17 protein-coding genes are annotated in these 17,895 nt (G+C 44.4%); 9 read left to right on the top strand and 8 right to left on the bottom strand.

Annotated features, from left to right (window positions below):
- Nucleotides 1-2: 2 nt before the first annotated feature.
- Complete coding sequence (gene rpmE / locus AC2A4J_RS14025) at nt 3-218, bottom strand: 50S ribosomal protein L31 (RefSeq protein ID WP_255829315.1); 216 nt, start codon at nt 216-218, stop codon at nt 3-5.
- 266 nt (nt 219-484) lie between these two features.
- On the opposite strand from rpmE, the gene AC2A4J_RS14020 reads away from it, so the two are divergent.
- The 6 genes from AC2A4J_RS14020 (at nt 485) to AC2A4J_RS13995 (ending at nt 6,616) form a co-directional block, all read left to right on the top strand.
- A complete protein-coding gene (locus AC2A4J_RS14020) occupies nt 485-2,716 on the top strand; it encodes a primosomal protein N' (RefSeq protein WP_484176468.1) in 2,232 nt (743 codons plus the stop codon).
- A 77-nt stretch (nt 2,717-2,793) separates the two neighbouring features.
- Nucleotides 2,794-3,411, top strand: coding sequence for an SPOR domain-containing protein (locus AC2A4J_RS14015; protein WP_255826985.1), 618 nt, complete (start codon nt 2,794-2,796; stop codon nt 3,409-3,411).
- Between the two features lie 120 nt (nt 3,412-3,531).
- On the top strand, nt 3,532-4,083 hold the full coding sequence (gene hslV, locus AC2A4J_RS14010) for an ATP-dependent protease subunit HslV (RefSeq protein WP_484176467.1): 552 nt from the start codon (nt 3,532-3,534) through the stop codon (nt 4,081-4,083).
- 88 nt (nt 4,084-4,171) lie between these two features.
- Nucleotides 4,172-5,494, top strand: coding sequence for an ATP-dependent protease ATPase subunit HslU (hslU, locus tag AC2A4J_RS14005; protein ID WP_255827013.1), 1,323 nt, complete (start codon nt 4,172-4,174; stop codon nt 5,492-5,494).
- A gap of 80 nt (nt 5,495-5,574) precedes the next feature.
- A complete protein-coding gene (locus AC2A4J_RS14000) occupies nt 5,575-5,958 on the top strand; it encodes a gamma-butyrobetaine hydroxylase family protein (protein WP_255827016.1) in 384 nt (127 codons plus the stop codon).
- 37 nt (nt 5,959-5,995) lie between these two features.
- Complete coding sequence (locus AC2A4J_RS13995) at nt 5,996-6,616, top strand: ubiquinone biosynthesis accessory factor UbiJ (RefSeq protein WP_484176466.1); 621 nt, start codon at nt 5,996-5,998, stop codon at nt 6,614-6,616.
- A 64-nt stretch (nt 6,617-6,680) separates the two neighbouring features.
- Here the strand turns inward: AC2A4J_RS13995 and AC2A4J_RS13990 are convergent, their stop codons facing one another.
- From AC2A4J_RS13990 to ilvA, 4 genes are all read right to left on the bottom strand, one after another.
- Nucleotides 6,681-7,550 carry a DMT family transporter gene (locus AC2A4J_RS13990; RefSeq protein WP_484176465.1) on the bottom strand — a complete coding sequence of 290 codons (870 nt, stop codon included), beginning with the start codon at nt 7,548-7,550 and terminating at the stop codon, nt 6,681-6,683.
- Between the two features lie 23 nt (nt 7,551-7,573).
- Complete coding sequence (locus AC2A4J_RS13985) at nt 7,574-8,557, bottom strand: type I asparaginase (protein WP_484176464.1); 984 nt, start codon at nt 8,555-8,557, stop codon at nt 7,574-7,576.
- 127 nt (nt 8,558-8,684) lie between these two features.
- On the bottom strand, nt 8,685-10,418 hold the full coding sequence (argS, locus tag AC2A4J_RS13980; protein ID WP_255827022.1) for an arginine--tRNA ligase: 1,734 nt from the start codon (nt 10,416-10,418) through the stop codon (nt 8,685-8,687).
- A 135-nt stretch (nt 10,419-10,553) separates the two neighbouring features.
- Nucleotides 10,554-12,059, bottom strand: a complete 1,506-nt coding sequence (gene ilvA, locus AC2A4J_RS13975) for a threonine ammonia-lyase, biosynthetic (RefSeq protein ID WP_205116371.1) — start codon at nt 12,057-12,059, stop codon at nt 10,554-10,556.
- A 298-nt stretch (nt 12,060-12,357) separates the two neighbouring features.
- Here ilvA and rpiA point away from each other — a divergent pair, with 298 nt between their 5' ends.
- Nucleotides 12,358-13,029, top strand: coding sequence for a ribose-5-phosphate isomerase RpiA (gene rpiA / locus AC2A4J_RS13970; protein ID WP_255827041.1), 672 nt, complete (start codon nt 12,358-12,360; stop codon nt 13,027-13,029).
- Nucleotides 13,030-13,136: 107 nt separating this feature from the next.
- Here the strand turns inward: rpiA and AC2A4J_RS13965 are convergent, their stop codons facing one another.
- Nucleotides 13,137-13,535: a hypothetical protein gene (locus AC2A4J_RS13965; protein WP_484176463.1), complete on the bottom strand. Its 399-nt coding sequence runs from the start codon at nt 13,533-13,535 to the stop codon at nt 13,137-13,139.
- A 118-nt stretch (nt 13,536-13,653) separates the two neighbouring features.
- Here AC2A4J_RS13965 and AC2A4J_RS13960 point away from each other — a divergent pair, with 118 nt between their 5' ends.
- Nucleotides 13,654-14,508 carry a LysR family transcriptional regulator gene (locus tag AC2A4J_RS13960; RefSeq protein ID WP_484176462.1) on the top strand — a complete coding sequence of 285 codons (855 nt, stop codon included), beginning with the start codon at nt 13,654-13,656 and terminating at the stop codon, nt 14,506-14,508.
- A 32-nt stretch (nt 14,509-14,540) separates the two neighbouring features.
- On the opposite strand, the gene AC2A4J_RS13955 is transcribed toward AC2A4J_RS13960, so the two are convergent.
- Nucleotides 14,541-15,509 (bottom strand): zinc transporter ZntB, encoded by a 969-nt coding sequence (locus tag AC2A4J_RS13955; protein ID WP_255827057.1) that lies wholly within the window; start codon nt 15,507-15,509, stop codon nt 14,541-14,543.
- 148 nt (nt 15,510-15,657) lie between these two features.
- Here AC2A4J_RS13955 and AC2A4J_RS13950 point away from each other — a divergent pair, with 148 nt between their 5' ends.
- The gene (locus tag AC2A4J_RS13950) at nt 15,658-16,617 is read left to right on the top strand and encodes a class 1 fructose-bisphosphatase (RefSeq protein WP_484176461.1); all 960 of its coding nucleotides are present in this window, start codon (nt 15,658-15,660) and stop codon (nt 16,615-16,617) included.
- 192 nt (nt 16,618-16,809) lie between these two features.
- Here AC2A4J_RS13950 and wrbA read toward each other — a convergent pair whose 3' ends face one another.
- Entirely contained in the window at nt 16,810-17,406 is a 597-nt protein-coding gene (gene wrbA / locus AC2A4J_RS13945; RefSeq protein WP_484176460.1) for an NAD(P)H:quinone oxidoreductase, read from the bottom strand.
- Between the last annotated feature and the right edge of the window lie 489 nt (nt 17,407-17,895).

The following is a 17,895-nucleotide window of genomic DNA, read 5'->3' as shown; positions in this document are numbered from 1 at the left end:
AATTACTTAGTAGTACGACGCGCTCCGAAACGTTTGTTGAAGCGATCAACACGACCACCAGTATCAACCATTTTCTGTTGACCTGTGTAGAACGGGTGACAGTTGCTGCATACGTCAACGTGAAGGTCGCTACCTAAAGTAGAATTTAGGTTTAGAGTGTTACCACAAGTACAAGTAGCAGTAACTGCAGAGTAATTTGGGTGGATATCTTTTTGCATGGTATTTACCTTATAGTTTGGTGTGCCGCCACTTGATCGATATAAATGGGCTTTCGCCACGTCAAGCACCGCACGTTTCGTTGTACAGACATTGTACAGTGGAGCCAAGAGTCGCGTATTTTAAGGATCTATTGCCTAATCAGCAACCTTTTTTCATGCTTTTCTCATAAAATTGTGGCTCGCACCGACCCACTACTCTGACGTACACTTACGAAATGATCAAGACTTCCTATTTTTGCTTTACTAAACAAGGTCTAACCTAACGCATGTCAGAGGCGCTTCTTACTCCTTATCCTTTTATCAAAGTCGCTTTGCCTGTGCCGATGCGCACACTGTTTGACTACAAAGTCCCCAAAGCGATTGCATTAAGGCACGAACTGAAGCCTGGTATGCGGGTCAAAGTTCCTTTTGGTAAAAGCAGCCGACTTGGCGTTATTGTCTCACTAAGCGAAACCAGTGACTGGGATCCGGATCACGTTAAACCACTGACTTCGATGCACGATCAAAGCCCAGTCATTACCAAAGAGCTGATGGCATTATGTGAATGGGCCGCTCGTTACTATCATCATCCGATCGGCGACGTTATTTTCCACGCGTTGCCTGTTCTCCTTCGCAAAGGTGAAAGTGCAGAGTTCCGCACAGAAAACTGGTGGCTTACTACCCCTGAAGGGCAATCATTACCGCTTGAACAACTTAGCAGAGCGCCGCGCCAACAAGACTTTCTAAAAGCGGTACAACAACATCCCAATGGTTTAAGTCAACATTCCGCTTCTGTTTTAGACCTTGCTCCAGCGGCCGGAAAAAGCTTAGAAGAAAAAGGCTTATTGCGCCGAGAGCCTCGCTCCTTCAACAAAGGCGGCGAAAAACACGCACACCAAACTCAAGTACCTCCGACGTTAAACCCAGAACAAATGCACGCTACAGAGCATTTGTTAGATTATCGCCATCAGTTCAATGTGGCGTTATTAGACGGGGTGACAGGCAGTGGTAAAACCGAAGTTTTTTTGCGAGTTATGGAACGCCTGATCGAAGAAGGCAAGCAGGTTCTAGTGATGGTGCCGGAAATCGGCCTAACACCGCAAACCCTAAAGCGCTTTGAAATCCGCTTCAACACCGACATCGTCTTAATGCACTCCAATATGAGTGACAGAGAACGCCTAGACGCTTGGTTATTGGCAGCCAGCGGCCACGCTAAAATCATTATCGGCACAAGATCCGCGGCTTTCATCCCTGCGCCAAACCTTGGCATGATAGTGATTGACGAAGAACACGACACCTCTTACAAACAACATGAAGGCTTTCGCTATCATGCTCGCGATCTTGCTGTTAAACGCGCCCAAGCACTAAACATTCCCGTTCTACTCGCCTCGGCTACACCGTCTTATGAGAGCCTAACCAACGCCCTACAAAAGCGCTTTGCTTGGCTCAAACTTCGTCAACGAGCAGGCAATGCCCATATTCCAGAAATGGAAAGAGTGGACCTGCGAGGAAAGACTCTCGTTCATGGTTTTAGTGAACATGCCCTTGCGAGCATGAAGCTGTGTTTGGAACGCAAAGAACAAGTCTTGGTATTTTTAAACCGTCGTGGTTATGCACCAACCTTAATGTGTCACCAGTGTGGCTGGATTGCCGCCTGCGATCATTGCGACGTTAACCTAACAGTGCACAAACGCGCCAACAAGCTGCATTGTCATCATTGCGATACGCAAAAAGCACTGATCCATACTTGCCCAGAATGTGGGTCTGAAGAGTTATTTACCGTCGGTGAAGGGACAGAGCAAGTGGAAACCCAGCTTAGTACGCTTTTTAAAGATGTACCGATTTTACGTATTGATCGCGACAGTACTCAGCGAAAATCCGCTATGGCGAAGCTCACCCAAAAAATCCATGAACATGACCAAGCCATTCTTATCGGCACGCAAATGCTGGCAAAAGGTCATCACTTCCCGAATGTCACACTCGTTATCATCATGGACGCTGACGCGGGATTATTTTCTTCCGATTTTCGCGGTATGGAACGAACCGCTCAGCTCATCACCCAAGTCGCTGGTCGTGCAGGCCGCGCCAAAAAACCGGGACATGTATTACTGCAAACCTACCACCCAGATCATGCTGCTATCGAATGTTTATGCAATCTCGGCTACGAACATTTTGCGATTGATGGTTTGGCTGAACGTAAATCACTCTCTCTGCCGCCCTTTTATCATCAAGTCATCATCCGCGCTGAGTCGGGCAACGAACAAGAAGCCATGCAGTTATTATCCGCCATGAGAAACGACCTTGAGCCCTACTTTGCCAAGGACGTTTATCTGGTTGGCCCGTATGCCGCCATCATTGTTCGCAAAGCCGGACAGCACCGCGCTCTGATTTCGATCAAAGCCGCGCAGCGTGCGCCTTTGCATCAAGCGACGCAAATGATGACTGACTGGTTAGAGAAATCCACCAAACAACATAAAATTCGTTTTGCAATTGATGTCGATCCACTGGAAACTTACTGATCTTGCACGCATAATGTGCGCAACTTTCACTCCGTTTATTTTATTGACGCTAAAGCTAAAAGCAAAAAGCCCAAATTATGTTTAATCCTGTTCAAATTGCAGCAAAAGGAAGTCGCCCAAAGAAAGGGGCGACACGTAGATCGCCACCACCGCCAAAACGCAAAACCGCATGGTGGTTATGGCTTCTTGTTCCCGCAATCCTCGTGGCTTTTATTTATGGATTGACGCAACTAAATCAAGTATCGCCCAAGCCCAAACCTAAACAGATAACGATTGAAAAGCCTAAGCCCGCAGCGCCTAAACCCAAGCCGGCCCCAGTAAAAGAAAAAGCGCCAGTGCCTGTGGCTCCGAAAAAAGACACTTTTGAGTTTTATCAAATTCTGCAGGATAGCGAAGTAGATACCAGTCACGTTGATGCCTATCAGTCTACGCCTCGTGGCGAACAAGATTTTTATTACATGCTGCAGGCTGCGTCTTTCCGCAGTCCAGAAGACGCTGACCGTATGCGCGCTAAACTAATTTTATCTGGCATGGTAGAAACCAGCGTTCGCAAAACAATCGGCAAAGGTGAGCAACCTTGGTACCGTGTTGTTCTCGGTCCTTATGAATCACGCTCTAAAATGAACCGAGCAGAAGATAAGCTCGTTTCTATGGATATTGCGTCCTACTCTTATAAAGTCAAAAAAGAGCAATAACCTTCCCTTACCATCTCGTATAGATTGCATACAGAAAGTGAAAGCGGACTCTGTATGCAATCCTTGCTTGAAATCTTCTGGCTTGCCCCCATTTCGTTAGAATCGAAACTGGAGTAGACCATGACAACAATTCTTACTGTACGCAAAGGCAACCAAGTCGTCGTCGGCGGCGATGGACAAGTATCTTTAGGCAACACTGTTATGAAAGGCAATGCTCGTAAAGTACGTCGCCTATACCATGGCGAAGTGATTGCTGGCTTCGCTGGCGGTACAGCGGATGCTTTCACCCTGTTCGAACGCTTCGAAGGCCAGCTAGAAAAACACCAAGGCCAACTTGTTCGCGCCGCCGTCGATCTTGCCAAAGACTGGCGATCCGACCGCGCATTACGCAAGCTAGAAGCCATGCTGATAGTCGCCAACAAAGACAGCACACTGATCATTACAGGAACGGGCGATGTTGTTGAGCCGCAACACGGCGCATTGGCCATTGGCTCTGGTGGTAACTACGCAGAAGCAGCAGCTCGTGCTTTAATCGACAACACAGATCTAACAGCAAAAGACATTGTCGAAAAAAGCCTTAATATTGCAGCAGACATCTGTGTCTTTACCAATCACAGCTTAACTATCGAAGAAATTACTATTGATGCGCAACTTGAAGACAAGTCTAAGTAACATGCTTTCAACGTATATAGACAGACTTTAAAACGACGCGACCATCATTCAAGAACACATCATTCAAGAACATAGAAGAGAATTGATAATGAGCAGCATGACCCCAAGAGAGACGGTTAACGCCTTAGACAACCACATTATTGGTCAGCAAAAAGCAAAGCGCGCAGTCGCCATCGCATTGCGTAACCGCTGGCGTCGTATGCAACTTCCAGAAGACATGCGTGCGGAAGTTACGCCTAAAAACATTTTGATGATTGGGCCAACAGGTGTTGGTAAAACCGAAATAGCTCGTCGTTTAGCCAAGCTATCTAACGCACCATTCATCAAGATCGAAGCCACTAAATTCACCGAAGTAGGCTATGTTGGTCGCGATGTTGAATCCATCATCCGAGATCTAGTTGAAATGGCGATCAAAATGCTGCGCGAGCAAGAAACCGCAAAATTGCGCCATAAAGCTGAAGACGCAGCAGAAGACCGTATTCTTGATGTGCTATTACCACCCGCTCGTGGTGGCGATCCTGAACTAGAAGACAACAGCACGCGCCAGACTTTCCGCAAGAAATTACGCGAAGGTCAATTGGACGACAAAGAAATCGACATCGACCTTGCAGATTCTCCAATGGGCGTAGAAATCATGACACCTCCTGGTATGGAAGAAATGACCAGCCAGCTTCAAAACATGTTTTCTAGCTTTGGTTCACAGAAAACCAAAAAGCGTAAGATGAAAGTCAAAGAAGCATTACGCCAAGTTCGTGATGAAGAAGCGGCGAAACTGGTTAACGAAGAAGAGCTAAAAGCCCGTGCGGTTGAAGCGGTTGAGCAAAACGGTATCGTGTTCTTAGATGAAATCGATAAAGTGGCAAAAAGCTCTGAACGCTCTGGCGGTGAAGTTTCCCGTGAAGGCGTACAACGAGACTTATTACCATTAGTTGAAGGCTGTACCGTTAGTACAAAATACGGCATGGTCAAAACCGATCATATCTTATTTATTGCGTCTGGTGCCTTCCACTTATCTAAGCCTTCAGACCTTATTCCTGAGCTACAAGGCCGTTTACCAATTCGTGTTGAATTAGATGCACTAACAGTAAACGACTTCAAACGTATATTGGTTGAACCAAGCGCCTCTTTAACGAAGCAATACGTGGCGCTGGCGAAAACAGAGCACATTAATCTGAATTTTACCGAAGAAGGTATTCATCGCATTGCCGAGATCGCGTTCCAAGTGAACGAACGCACTGAAAATATTGGTGCTCGTCGATTGCACACGGTACTTGAACGCTTACTTGAAGAGGTGTCTTATTCAGCAAGCGATATGCCTGACGATCAGACAGTCGACATTACTGCTGCGTACGTAGATGAACAACTTGGCGAAATCGCCGAAAACGAAGACTTGAGCCAATACATTCTGTAATTGACTCATACTTTTACAAGAAAAGCGTTTCTTTAGAAACAGCCCCTTCATTGAAGGGGCTTCCATAGGACACTGAGATCATGACAACGCCTGCGCCAACTAATATCAACTACCACAAGCAATCTCGCGAGTTGGCCATTACTTTTGCCGATGGTCAAAGCTTTCGCCTTAGCGCTGAGTTCTTACGTATTCACTCCCCTTCTGCCGAAGTTCGCGGTCATGGCTTGCAGATTCCCATTTTGCAATACGGCAAAAAAGACGTTGCGATTAATAACGTCGAAGGCGCAGGCAATTATGCACTGAAGATTTCCTTCGATGATGGCCACGATACTGGTCTCTATACTTGGGAATATCTTTACAATATCGGCAAAAACCATGATGAACTCTGGAAAATGTATCTAGATCGCCTTGAAAAAGAAGGCCAGACACGTGAAACTTCAATGATTCAAATTCACCAAGTTTAGTTTTAACCGCATTTTAGCAATCATTGGAAAATTTCTTATGGGATCACTCAGTTTATCGGCACTCAGCGCCATTGAAAATGCGATCAACCTCGCCCTTAAACAAGACACACCTTCCCAAGATCGCCTAAGCAAATTGGCAGGACAACAAGTCTTTCTTTATGTAGAAGACTTTTCCTTCATTTTGCAGATTCATATCCTAGAGCAAGGTGTGATGCTAAACCGCCCAGAAATCCTAGACGAGATTGAACTAGATCCGCGACTGGATACCCTTGTACAAGGACCGAGCGCCGCGTACCGAAAATTGCTTGAAGGCGACGGCTTCTTTGATGGCGATTTACGTATCCAAGGCAATGCTCAAGCCTTAATGACATTGCATAAAGTAATGGAAAACTTCGAGTTCGATTGGGAAGGATTGCTTGCTGATCACATTGGCGATTTATCGGCAGCAGCTCTAGCTCGCCTACTTCGCGCCCAATGGTCTTGGAGCAAAGAATTCGCCACCAACGCCAGAATGCAGATGGTTCATCATCTACAAACCGACAGCCAACTGCTGCCAAGCAAAATTGAATTCGACCACTTCGTCGATGAGATGGAACGCTTCGGCACCTTGATTGATCGTACTGAAGCCAAGTTAAGAATCCTAGAGAAGAAAAGCTAAGAGTCCTTGAGAAAAGAAAGCCTAAGAGTCCTTGAGAAAAGAAAGGCTAAGCTCGCTTTTCTTCTCAATTATCACTGGGTTTTGCCCGACTGAAATACACACCGACAATCGTAATCACAAAACCAATAATTTGAACCATGGTCATAGATTCGCTGAACAAAAAGTAACTTTCGACCGCGGCTAATGGCGGGGCCAATAACAGCATTGTAGACACCTGTGATGCGCGGACTTTTCTCAATAACCACACCATCAAGAAAACGCCGCCGCCAGATAAAACCAGTACGCCCCAGATAACGAGTAAGAACGATTCCAACTGCACTGCAAATAAGGTCTCACCGAGTAGCAACATAAAGCCAATCGAGACAACACTCGCCGCGAGGTTTTGAATCGCCATTGAGCTGAAAATATCAGACGATGATATCGACATTTTCTGATAGGTCACACCAAGAGAAAGAGTGAATATCGCCGCACAAGCCAAGGTAAATGTCAGCAAAGTGACGCCACCATGGCTCATATCTAACTCTAGTGCTGGACTGATAACCAACACTAACCCAATGATGCCAACAAGCATGCCGATGACGCCTTTCAGAGACGTTTTTTCTTTGATCAACAAGAAGGCAAGTAGCGCCACTAAGGCTGGCTGTAATGCACCAATTAAGGCCATAACGCCAGCCGGTAGGCCTTTTGCAATGGCAACATAGGCAAAGCCCAAGTAAAAACCATTCATCAACATACCGGCAATAATATGCTTTGGTAAGTCATTCCACGCAGGAAAGCGTCGACGCTGCCACAAGGCGATGCCAAGAAACAGCAATCCTGCTAAAACAAAACGAATACTCAAAAAAACATTAGGATCAATCAGACCGACAATAAGTTTGCCAGTGATAAAGCCTGTTGACCAAATCAATACTAAGAGCACATATAAAAATGCCATACAAAATCCCTTTTAACTTCTCGTTATGAGAAGCAGTTTTTAATGTCTTCGCTAGAAGAACCTAAACCTATCAAAAAACTCAATTTCACAAATGCGGCTTCATAAGTCATATCCTCTCCTGAAACCACACCCGCTTTAACCAATGCAGAACCTGCAGCATAAGCGCCTGCCGCCACGCTTCCCGCGCCACATTGACTCACATTGACAATCACCACGCCGCGCTCTGAAGCGGCTTGTAATAGCGCTAAAAGATCAGGATTTTTATCAGGGGCATTACCAGCGCCATAACTTAATAACACCGCGCCTTTTACGTTTTCACTCAACAACCCTTGCCAATGAGCAGCTTGAACACCAGGGAAGACAGGCAAAATAGTTACAGAACCTTCTTGCATTTCTGGAATCTGAATTTGCATTGGTTGCTTAGCAACATCGACAGAGCGCCAGCGCCAATCGATGCCTAACACGCCTCTCTCTGGGCAGTTTGGAGAACTGAAGGCTTGCCAATCACTGGTGTGCGCTTTATGAGCTCGGTCGCCTTCGATCAAACGACCAGCGAAGAATAGAAACACACCTTTTTTATAGTTTTCACAAGTAAGCTCTTCACAAGCAGAGATAGCACCCATCACATTAATCATGGCATCAGTTCGCACCTTATACATAGGCACTTGCGAACCAGTCACAATAATAGGTTTATCACTATGGGCAAACATGAAAGACAACGCCGCTGAGGTATAAGCCATAGTATCTGTGCCATGCAGAACAATAAAGGCATCGAAGTCATGCCATTTGCTTTCTATATCACGAGCGATGGTTTGCCAGTCTTTCGGCGTAGCATTGGATGAATCAATCAAGCTTGGGTAACTAGCGATCACAAAATCGTGGGCAAGTTCATCAGCTTCGTTTAAATGTTGAGTTAGATGATCTGCAAACGCCGCATCGGGGATTAAGCCTTGCTCTGAAGGCACCATACCAATCGTGCCGCCAGTATAGGCAATATAAATCTTCATATGCTGATTCTTCCTCTTTATTAATCCTATTTTACGTGCGGATTATGTCACCTAAGATTTAAAACATAAAAGGCGCTAATCGATTAGAAAAGCGCCTTTTAATTTATTCGTTAAAGCAGTAGAGAGTTTACATACGCTCTAGCGTTTCAATACCTAACAAAGACAAGCCAAGCTTCAGAGTTGAAGCCGTATTCAACGCCAATTGCAGACGGCTATGTTTCACGTCATCTTCGGCGTTCAAGATAGGACAGGCTTCATAGAAAGTCATAAAGGTACCCGCTAAATCGTACAGGTAAGAACACAAGAAGTGTGGCATACCATCATTAGCAACCTGTTGAATGGCCTCTTCAAACTGACACAATTTCATCGCTAAGGCGCGTTCTTGTGGTTCTTCCACCGAAATATCACCTGTCAGGCTCGCTAGATCGATTTCAGAGCGTTTAACGATACTTGCTACGCGAGAATAAGCGTACAACAAATAAGGCGCTGTGTTGCCTTCAAAGCTCAGCATGGTGTCCCAGTTGAACACGTAATCACTGGTACGGTTTTTCGATAGATCAGCGTATTTGACCGACGCAATACCAACTACACGACCGATGTTTCGTAGCTCTTCTTCGCTCATCTCTGGGTTCTTCGACGCCACCAATTGATAAGCTCGCTCCTGCGCTTCTTCCAATAAAGAAGACAATTTTGCCACGCCGCCAGAACGAGTTTTGAATGGTTTGCCATCGCTACCCATCACAGTACCAAACGGCATGTGTTCCAGTTGAGTTTCTGGTTTCACAAAGCCTGCTTTACGAGACAAGGTAAAAATTTGTTGGAAATGCAAAGACTGACGTGCATCCACAAAATACAACACTCGGTTGGCATTCAAAGTATGCTGACGGAAACGTACCGCTGCTAAATCTGTTGTCGCATACAAGAAACCGCCACCGGTTTTCTGTACGATAACCGGCGTAATCTCGCCCTCTTTATTAGCAAACTCCTCCATGAACACACACTGTGCGCCATTAGATTCTTGCAACATACCCTGTTCTTTCAGCTCACTAACCACGTTCGCCAAATCATCGTTATAGGCACTTTCAGGCATTACGTGCTGGCGCTCTAAAGACACACCAAGCATCTTGTAGGTTTCTTCACAGTGCGCCATAGAGATTTCGATAAACTCATCCCAAAGCGCCAAGCATTCTTCATCACCAGACTGCAAGGAAACAACTAATTCACGGGCACGAGCAGCGAAAGCTTCGTCCTCGTCAAAGCAAGTTTTAGCGGCACGGTAGAAAGTTTCAAGATCAGCAAGGGCCATACTGATCTTGGCATTTTCGGCGCGTAGGCGTTCCATGTACGCCAACAACATACCGAATTGCGTTCCCCAATCACCTACGTGATTTTGACGAACCACGTGATGGCCAAAAAACTCCAGCGTACGAACAACCGCATCACCAATCACCGTCGAACGTAAATGGCCCACGTGCATTTCTTTGGCAAGGTTTGGCGCAGAGTAATCCACCACAACCGTTTCAGGCGCTTCAACTGGATTTACATCAAGACGTTCACTGGTACGCAATTGCACCAACTCTTTACTTAACCAAATATTTTTCAAGAAGATATTGATAAAACCAGGCCCGGCGATTTCGACTTTGTCGGCAAGATCTGAAATATCCAATTTCTCAAGTGTGGCTTGGGCAAAATCACGAGGATTCATTTTGAGCGCTTTCGCCGCGCCCATAATGCCATTTGCCTGGTAATCACCAAATTGAACTTTTGCCGATTGACGCACTAACGCTTGCGCAGTATCAGATGCGCCAGCCGCAACCATAGCCGCTTGAATGCGTTGATTTAGAAGAGTTTGAATATTCACAAGGGAGACCTTTAAACAGTAAATATGTCACTAAGAATAGCGACATATTAGAATCACACAGCCCTCTCACTGTCACCAATGAGAGGGCTGAATTCAAAAAAATAGTTGCGCTAATGATAACCGATTTTCGCGCTTTTAGCGAAAGAACAGCTTACAAGCATCGTTGTTATTTTCGTCTTGATAAGGATAGCCCAGCTCATCTAAGAATTTAGTCACATCGGTTTCTTCGCCTACCGCTTGCAACCCAACCAAAACACGCCCATAGGCATCGCCATGATTACGATAATGGAACATGGAAATATTCCATTGGCCACCAAGCGTGTTTAAGAATTTTAACAAAGCACCTGGACGTTCAGGGAATTCAAAACTGTACAACAACTCGCCTTTATCGCTGCGTAAATGCCCACCAATCATATGACGGACATGAACTTTAGTCGTTTCATCGTCGGTTAAATCTGTGATCTCGTAATCTTTCAGGTCCTCCAATAGCTCTTTACGACTATGGGGGCTGCCACCCAAGGCGACACCTACAAAAATCACGGCTTCTTGGTCATCACCATAACGGTAGTTAAACTCGGTGATGTTACGGCCCACCAAGGCTTGGCAGAAATCTTTGAAGCTACCTGGGTGCTCTGGAATCTTCACAGCAATAATGGCTTCGCGTTTCTCACCCAATTCTGCGCGTTCTGACACATGACGCAAGCGATCAAAATTGACGTTCGCACCACTATTGATGGCGATAAGGGTTTGGCCTTTTGCACCTTCGCGCTCGATGTACTTCTTCAAGCCCGCCAAAGCACACGCACCAGCAGGTTCAGTAATCGCGCGGGTATCATCATAGATGTCTTTGATCGCCGCACACATTTCATCTGTAGTCACTGTGATGACTTCGTCGACGGTATCTTTGGCAATAGCAAAAGTATTTTGACCAATTTCTGCCACCGCTACACCTTCGGCAAAAATCCCCACTGTCGGCAAGCGAGTGGGTTTGCCTTTTTCCAAGGCAATTTTTAGACAAGCGGCATCTTGTGGCTCGACACCAATAATTTTAATGTCTGGACGAAGGTATTTGATATAAGCCGATACTCCAGCGATTAGACCACCGCCGCCGACAGGAATAAAAATCGCGTCGATATTACCTTCGTGTTGATGAAGGATTTCCATGCCGATCGTGCCTTGACCTGCGATCGTGTCTAGGTCATCGAATGGATGAACGTAAACTTGGCCGGTTTTTTCCATAATTTCACGAGATTTTGCCGACGCTTCATCAAAAGCATCACCGAACAAAACCACTTCCGCGCCATGATTTCGCACCGCGCTAACTTTCACTTCTGGCGTCGTTGCAGGCATTACAATAGTCGCTTGAATACCCAGTTTTTTCGCCGCCAAGGCCAAACCTTGTGCGTGGTTACCTGCCGACGCAGCAATAACACCTCGAGCACGCTCTTCTGGTGTTAACTGACAAATCTTGTTGTATGCCCCACGAATTTTGAAAGAGAAAACAGGCTGTAAATCTTCTCGCTTCAAAATAATCTCGTTACCCAATCGATTCGACAATTGATTGGCACGAGACAGTGGTGTTTCTACGGCAACGTCATAAACGCGCGCCTGTAGAATCTTTTTAATCATGGTATGAGGCATAGTGCTTCCTAAACGAATATAAATCGACAACATGATGTTCTAAACGACATCTACGCTGACTGCTAGTCAAAAAAAACCGAGTAGGAAATATACTCTTTCACCTCTCTTGGCGCAAAGACCGATGCTTTCTAAATTCACATCAAAAAGACATAAAACCCATCAATAGCCTAATAAGTTAGGGTAACAATAGAGACATGAAGCGCCTATAATACGACCACCATCAGAGGTGGCTTATCATTATAGGTAAGCCGAATAATACCGCCCCCTTGTAAAACTATAATAGAAGGTGAACATCACCATGACGCAAGACGAATTAAAACAAGCCGTTGCAGAAGCTGCGGTAGCTTACATTCTTCCTATGTTAGAAACCGACACTATCGTCGGTGTTGGCACAGGCTCGACAGCAAACCTTTTTATTGATGAATTAGCTAAACACAAAGGCTTATTTGACGGCACTGTAGCAAGCTCTGAAGCATCTGCTGAACGTCTGAAAAAGCATGGCATCCCTGTTTATAATTTAAACAGTGTTGACAGCATTCGTGTGTATGTCGATGGTGCGGATGAGTCGAATGACCACCTGCATTTGATCAAAGGCGGCGGTGCGGCATTAACCCGCGAAAAAATCGTGGCGGCATGCAGTGATGAATTTGTCTGTATCGCAGACGAATCTAAACTAGTAAAAGTGCTTGGTGATTTCCCTCTTCCTGTAGAAATCATTCCAATGGCACGCGGCCATGTAGCCCGTGAATTAGTAAAATTAGGCGGTGATCCGGTTTATCGTGAAGGCGTTGTTACCGACAATGGCAACCATATTTTAGATGTCTATAATCTAGAAATTCTTGATCCTATCGCGCTAGAAAAAAGCATCGACGGCATTGTTGGTGTGGTAACAAATGGCTTGTTTGCAAAACGTTCTGCGGATATTTTGCTGTTAGCCACAAAAGATGGCGTTAAAACACTGAAGAAATAGTGTTGCTGCATTCAAAGCCTCGAAAACTGTCGAGGCTTTGAATCATTTTGATTCTACTTAGTCGTCATTGCCGTGATAGATAAAGGCAAGCATCCGCTTTTGATTGGCTATCGATAAACCATAGTTGTTACATTTTCTCTAAAATAGTCTACCTGACCATTCAACTCATGAGACACAATATAAGTTCTGCTGTCTACATCTCGTCCTTCTATCCCATACCAAAATGATTGATCAAATGTTGTAATAAACCAGCCATCACCCAATGCTTCTGATGTAAGACTAGTAACATGAGTACCTTTTGGAAAAACTTCCTTACCCAGACGAATGAGAACTGTTATAAACTCATCTTTGTTCCCACAACTCTGCCAACTAGTGTCTGCATTATCTTTATAATGATCAATACGTAGATCAATATCATTAGCAAGAAATTTTAATAACGTCATATCTCCCGCTTCAAATAAATTTAGAACTCGATGAATAGCAATATCACTGTAGCGCTCGAACATATTGTTTCCCCTAGTGCTGACTTTAATACGATAATTTGTCGTTTACATGCAACTAGGGTATCGACTTTAAACCCATAGATATAATATAGCTTTTATTATTCATCTATAGACAGTTTATATGATAGAAACAAAACCTCTTTATTACTTTGTTGCGGCTTATGAAGAAGGATCTGTCACTGCGGCTGCCTCACGCTGCTTCATCTCCCAGCCATCAATTACTCATGCGATTAAATCACTAGAAACTAGCCTAGGCACACAACTATTTGAACGAAGCAAACAAGGAATAAAACCTACACCGGATGGCAAAAAACTCTATAAGCTAGCAATTGATTTTCTCTTACAAAACCAACAAATAGAAGCAGCCTTCACACCAAGCAATAGAATTGAAGTATCAATTTACATTCAACCGGACATTAATATTGAACGGTATCAAGACATTATAAAATCTTTAAGAAACACGTCATCAATCATTGACCTAATCATTGTTAATGAAATTGAGCAAGCGCAGCTAGCAATTATTGATGAAGAAAGGATACCAGCGCAATTCCAATTCAAATCACTCGCTAAAGAGGGCTATAAATTGGTCGTCAGGCAAGACCACCCTTTAACAAAGAAAAAAGCAGTCACCTTAAACGACTTTGAGAGGCTCACATTTATTGCCCGCCCCTATTGCACCAATCAGGCTGCTTTTGAACGCCTTACGCATGAAATAAAAGTTTCTATCACCTACAAAGGTAAAGCGATACATGATCTACAAATTCAAGGATTAGTAAAATTGGGTTTAGGGGTAGCACTGATACCTGAATCATACATCCAACAAGATAATGACTTAAGATACCTTTCTATTATTTTAAAAACGCCTATTAAACGCTCTATAGCACTAGCGTATCGCCAATTACCGAATGAGCTAATAGAAACAATAAATAAAATTGGAGATGCGTCGACCAACCCTAACCCTGTGAAATTCGCTTAACAGACCTACGATTCATAGAATCAAGCAGTGTCTCAAAACCAGCGGCTTTTTCTCATTAACACAAATTGGCCACCGCCTAGTATCACTAAAACGATACAGAATAGCCAAAACGCTGAACCATTATCTGTACCCGGCATACCGCCAATGTTGATACCAAACAAACCGGTTAAAAAGCCTAGAGGCATAAAAATGCCAGACAGAATCGATAGCACGTACATTCGAGCATTCATCTTTTCAGCCTGTAAATTGGCAAACTCTTCCTGCATCAATAAACAGCGTTCACGCAACGACTCTAACCCTTCGACATAACGAGTGATATCGTTGGCGGCTTCATGCACTTGTGATGTTTGATCAGGTGTCATCCAAGCAAGCGACTCTTGAGCTAATTTATTGATCGCTTCTTTCTGAGGTACAAGAAAGCGTCTTAAGCGAATCGTTTCAAGGCGACGCTGTACAAGAGAATCACGCTGATCAGCTTCAATCCCCTCTCCAATGCTTTCTTCTAAGTCCGCTAATTCATCCTCTAAGCCATGGATGATTTTCGCCATGCGGCCAGTCAATGTCTCGGTTAAAGTAGCTACGATATCACCAGTATTCGTTGGGCCTTCATTGTTAACAAGATTCTTCACTGTATCTTGTACAGACAAAAGCTTACGACGACGGCTAGACACGATAAAATGTGGCGTTACCCAAAGTCGCAGAGACACCATGTCAGACGGGTTAGATTCTGGGTTTAAATTAACGCCTCGTAACGTCAGTAATAAACCATCTCCCATCTTTACCGCACGTGGGCGGGTTTCTTCAGCAAACAAAGCTTCTACCGCTGTTTCCGGAATCCCCTCTAAGCTTGATAGCCAATCATAACCATCTTCTTGGAGTGCATCCAAATGCACCCAGCGACAGCCCTGCTTGGGTAAGACCTTAGGTAAATCCGAAGCTGTTAGGGACGTTGCGCCGCCTTGACCATTTAACTCTAAGTGATGGACGATAAAATCAGCCATAAATATTCCTTTTCAGTATTTTGCGTAGATTATCCGAAAACGTCGGTTTTCCCTATTTATTTTACCTACATATTCCTACCTTGGCTGACACTCAATGTCTAGAGTGGCATAATTTGAGTAACTTCAAATAACAAGGAAATGCCTGATCATGCAAAACTTACCTGATGTTTTAGCATCTAGTGCAACACCAACGTCATTACAAGCAGTGTTAACAGTAACAACTGATACCTGCATCGCGATATCAGATGCACTAAAACAAGGCTCGCTTGCAGGTATTTTAGGTATGGCTGGTAATGAAAATGTTCAGGGTGAAGAACAAAAGAAACTGGATGTTATTTCTAACGACATGCTGAAAGATGCCCTGCTTGCTTGCCCAGCAGTGAGAGCCATTGCTTCAGAAGAAGAAGACTACATAGTTCCTGCTAATACAGATGGTGAATACTTCATCGCCTTTGATCCATTAGACGGCTCTTCTAACATTGATATCAATGCAATGGTTGGTACTATTTTCTCTATCTACCGCCAAAAAGGTGACAAGCCCGCAACCGAAGCTGATTTTTTGATTCCTGGTAAAGAACAAGTGGCTGCAGGTTATGTTTTATATGGCCCATCAACCATGTTGGTTCTTACAACAGGTAATGGCGTCAACATGTTTACTTATGATCCAGTTAACCATGTTTTCACACTAACTCGTGAAAAAGTTCAAGTAGCAAAAGATACTCAAGAATTCGCTATCAACATGTCGAACCAGCGTTTTTGGTCAGCCAATATGCAGAACTATGTGAGTGACTTAGTAAAAGGTAAAGAAGGTACTCGTGATAAGAACTTCAATATGCGCTGGGTCGCTGCCATGGTAGGTGACGTGCATCGTATTCTTTGTCGCGGTGGTATTTTCATCTATCCATGGGATAATAAAGATCCCTCTAAGGCAGGCAAACTTCGCCTAATGTATGAAGCGAACCCAATGGCTATGCTACTAGAACAAGCTGGTGGCAAAGCTCATACCCACACCCAACGCATTCTGGATATTCAGCCAGAAGCTATTCACCAACGTGTCGCTGTGATTCTAGGTGCTGCAAACGAAGTGGATAAGTGTCTAACTTATTAACAAATAATAATAGCTGGCTTCCCTCTCTATGTGGATAGGTTCGTTGCTATAAAAAAAGACGCCTTTTGGCGTCTTTTTTTATTTACATCGTCGTTCTTCAATCACCTAGCCCGCCATCCAACACAAGAACAAAATACAGGCATAAAAAGGGGCAAGCGTTTCCGATTGCCCTTCGAGATCTTGTGTAGAGTTCTATGCGCTAAGCTTAGCCGCAATTTCAGCCACATGCTTGCCTTGGAATCGTGCCATCGCTATTTCTTTTTGTGAAGGCTGACGGCTACCATCAGCACCTGCAATGGTTCCTGCCCCTAGAGGAGAACCACCTTTCACTTCACTGACATCGGCTAACTCTGGACAAGAATAAGGTAGACCAACAACCACAAAGCCATGGTGGAATAACGTCGTATGGAAAGATTGCACAGTGGTTTCGTTGCCACCGCCGGTACCGGTAGAAGTAAATACACTACCAACTTTACCAACAAGCTTACCTTCAGCCCATAAACCGCCAGTCATGTCCAAGAAGTTTCTCATTTGAGATGCCATATTACCAAAGCGTGTTGGCGAACCAAAAATCACTGCATCATAATTCACCAAGTCATCTGGCTTAGCTACTGGTGCATCTTGATCAAGCTTAACGCCTGAGTTTTTGGCTACGTCTTCAGGCATCAATTCAGGAACTCGTTTAATATCTACCTGAGCTCCAGCACTGCGAGCACCTTCCGCTATTTCATTCGCCATCGCTTCGATATGACCATAACTTGAGTAATAAAGAACTAACACTTTTGTCATCTCAAACTCCTTGTTTAATTAAACAGTACATTGATTGTAGACACGAATCTTAAAAATTAAAGCTGACAAGGAAAGGTTTAAAATTGTTTGAACTTTATTTGGACATTAGTAAGCCTTGTAACCTGCGATATTGGTACAGACTAATTGAACTGAATAAAAAATTGGTGAGCTGGAATGATGCTATTGCTTAAGCTTATTAGAGTTAAGATAACTTTTCTTGAGTCGCCTTATCCAGACGAAAAAAAGCCCTGACAGCGTTAGCTATCAGGGCCTTTTAATATAAAGCTTGATGATACTTATCCCCTTGTGGGACGACCATCGGCGATGGCGAGCACCCTCGGCGAATAAAGCGTCACTTCTGAACGCCTGTGGCGAGTAAAAAGCGGGATGGGATCAGGTGGTTCAATCTCTTCGTATTCGAGTTTTCTCCAGACGAAAAAAAGCCCTGACAGCGTTAGCTATCAGGGCCTTCTTAATTTAAAGCTTGAC

This window comes from Marinomonas sp. ATLA20 (genome assembly GCF_057180105.1).
The sequence above is the reverse complement of the archived record's forward strand: the minus strand, read 5'-3'. Positions and strand labels throughout refer to the sequence as shown.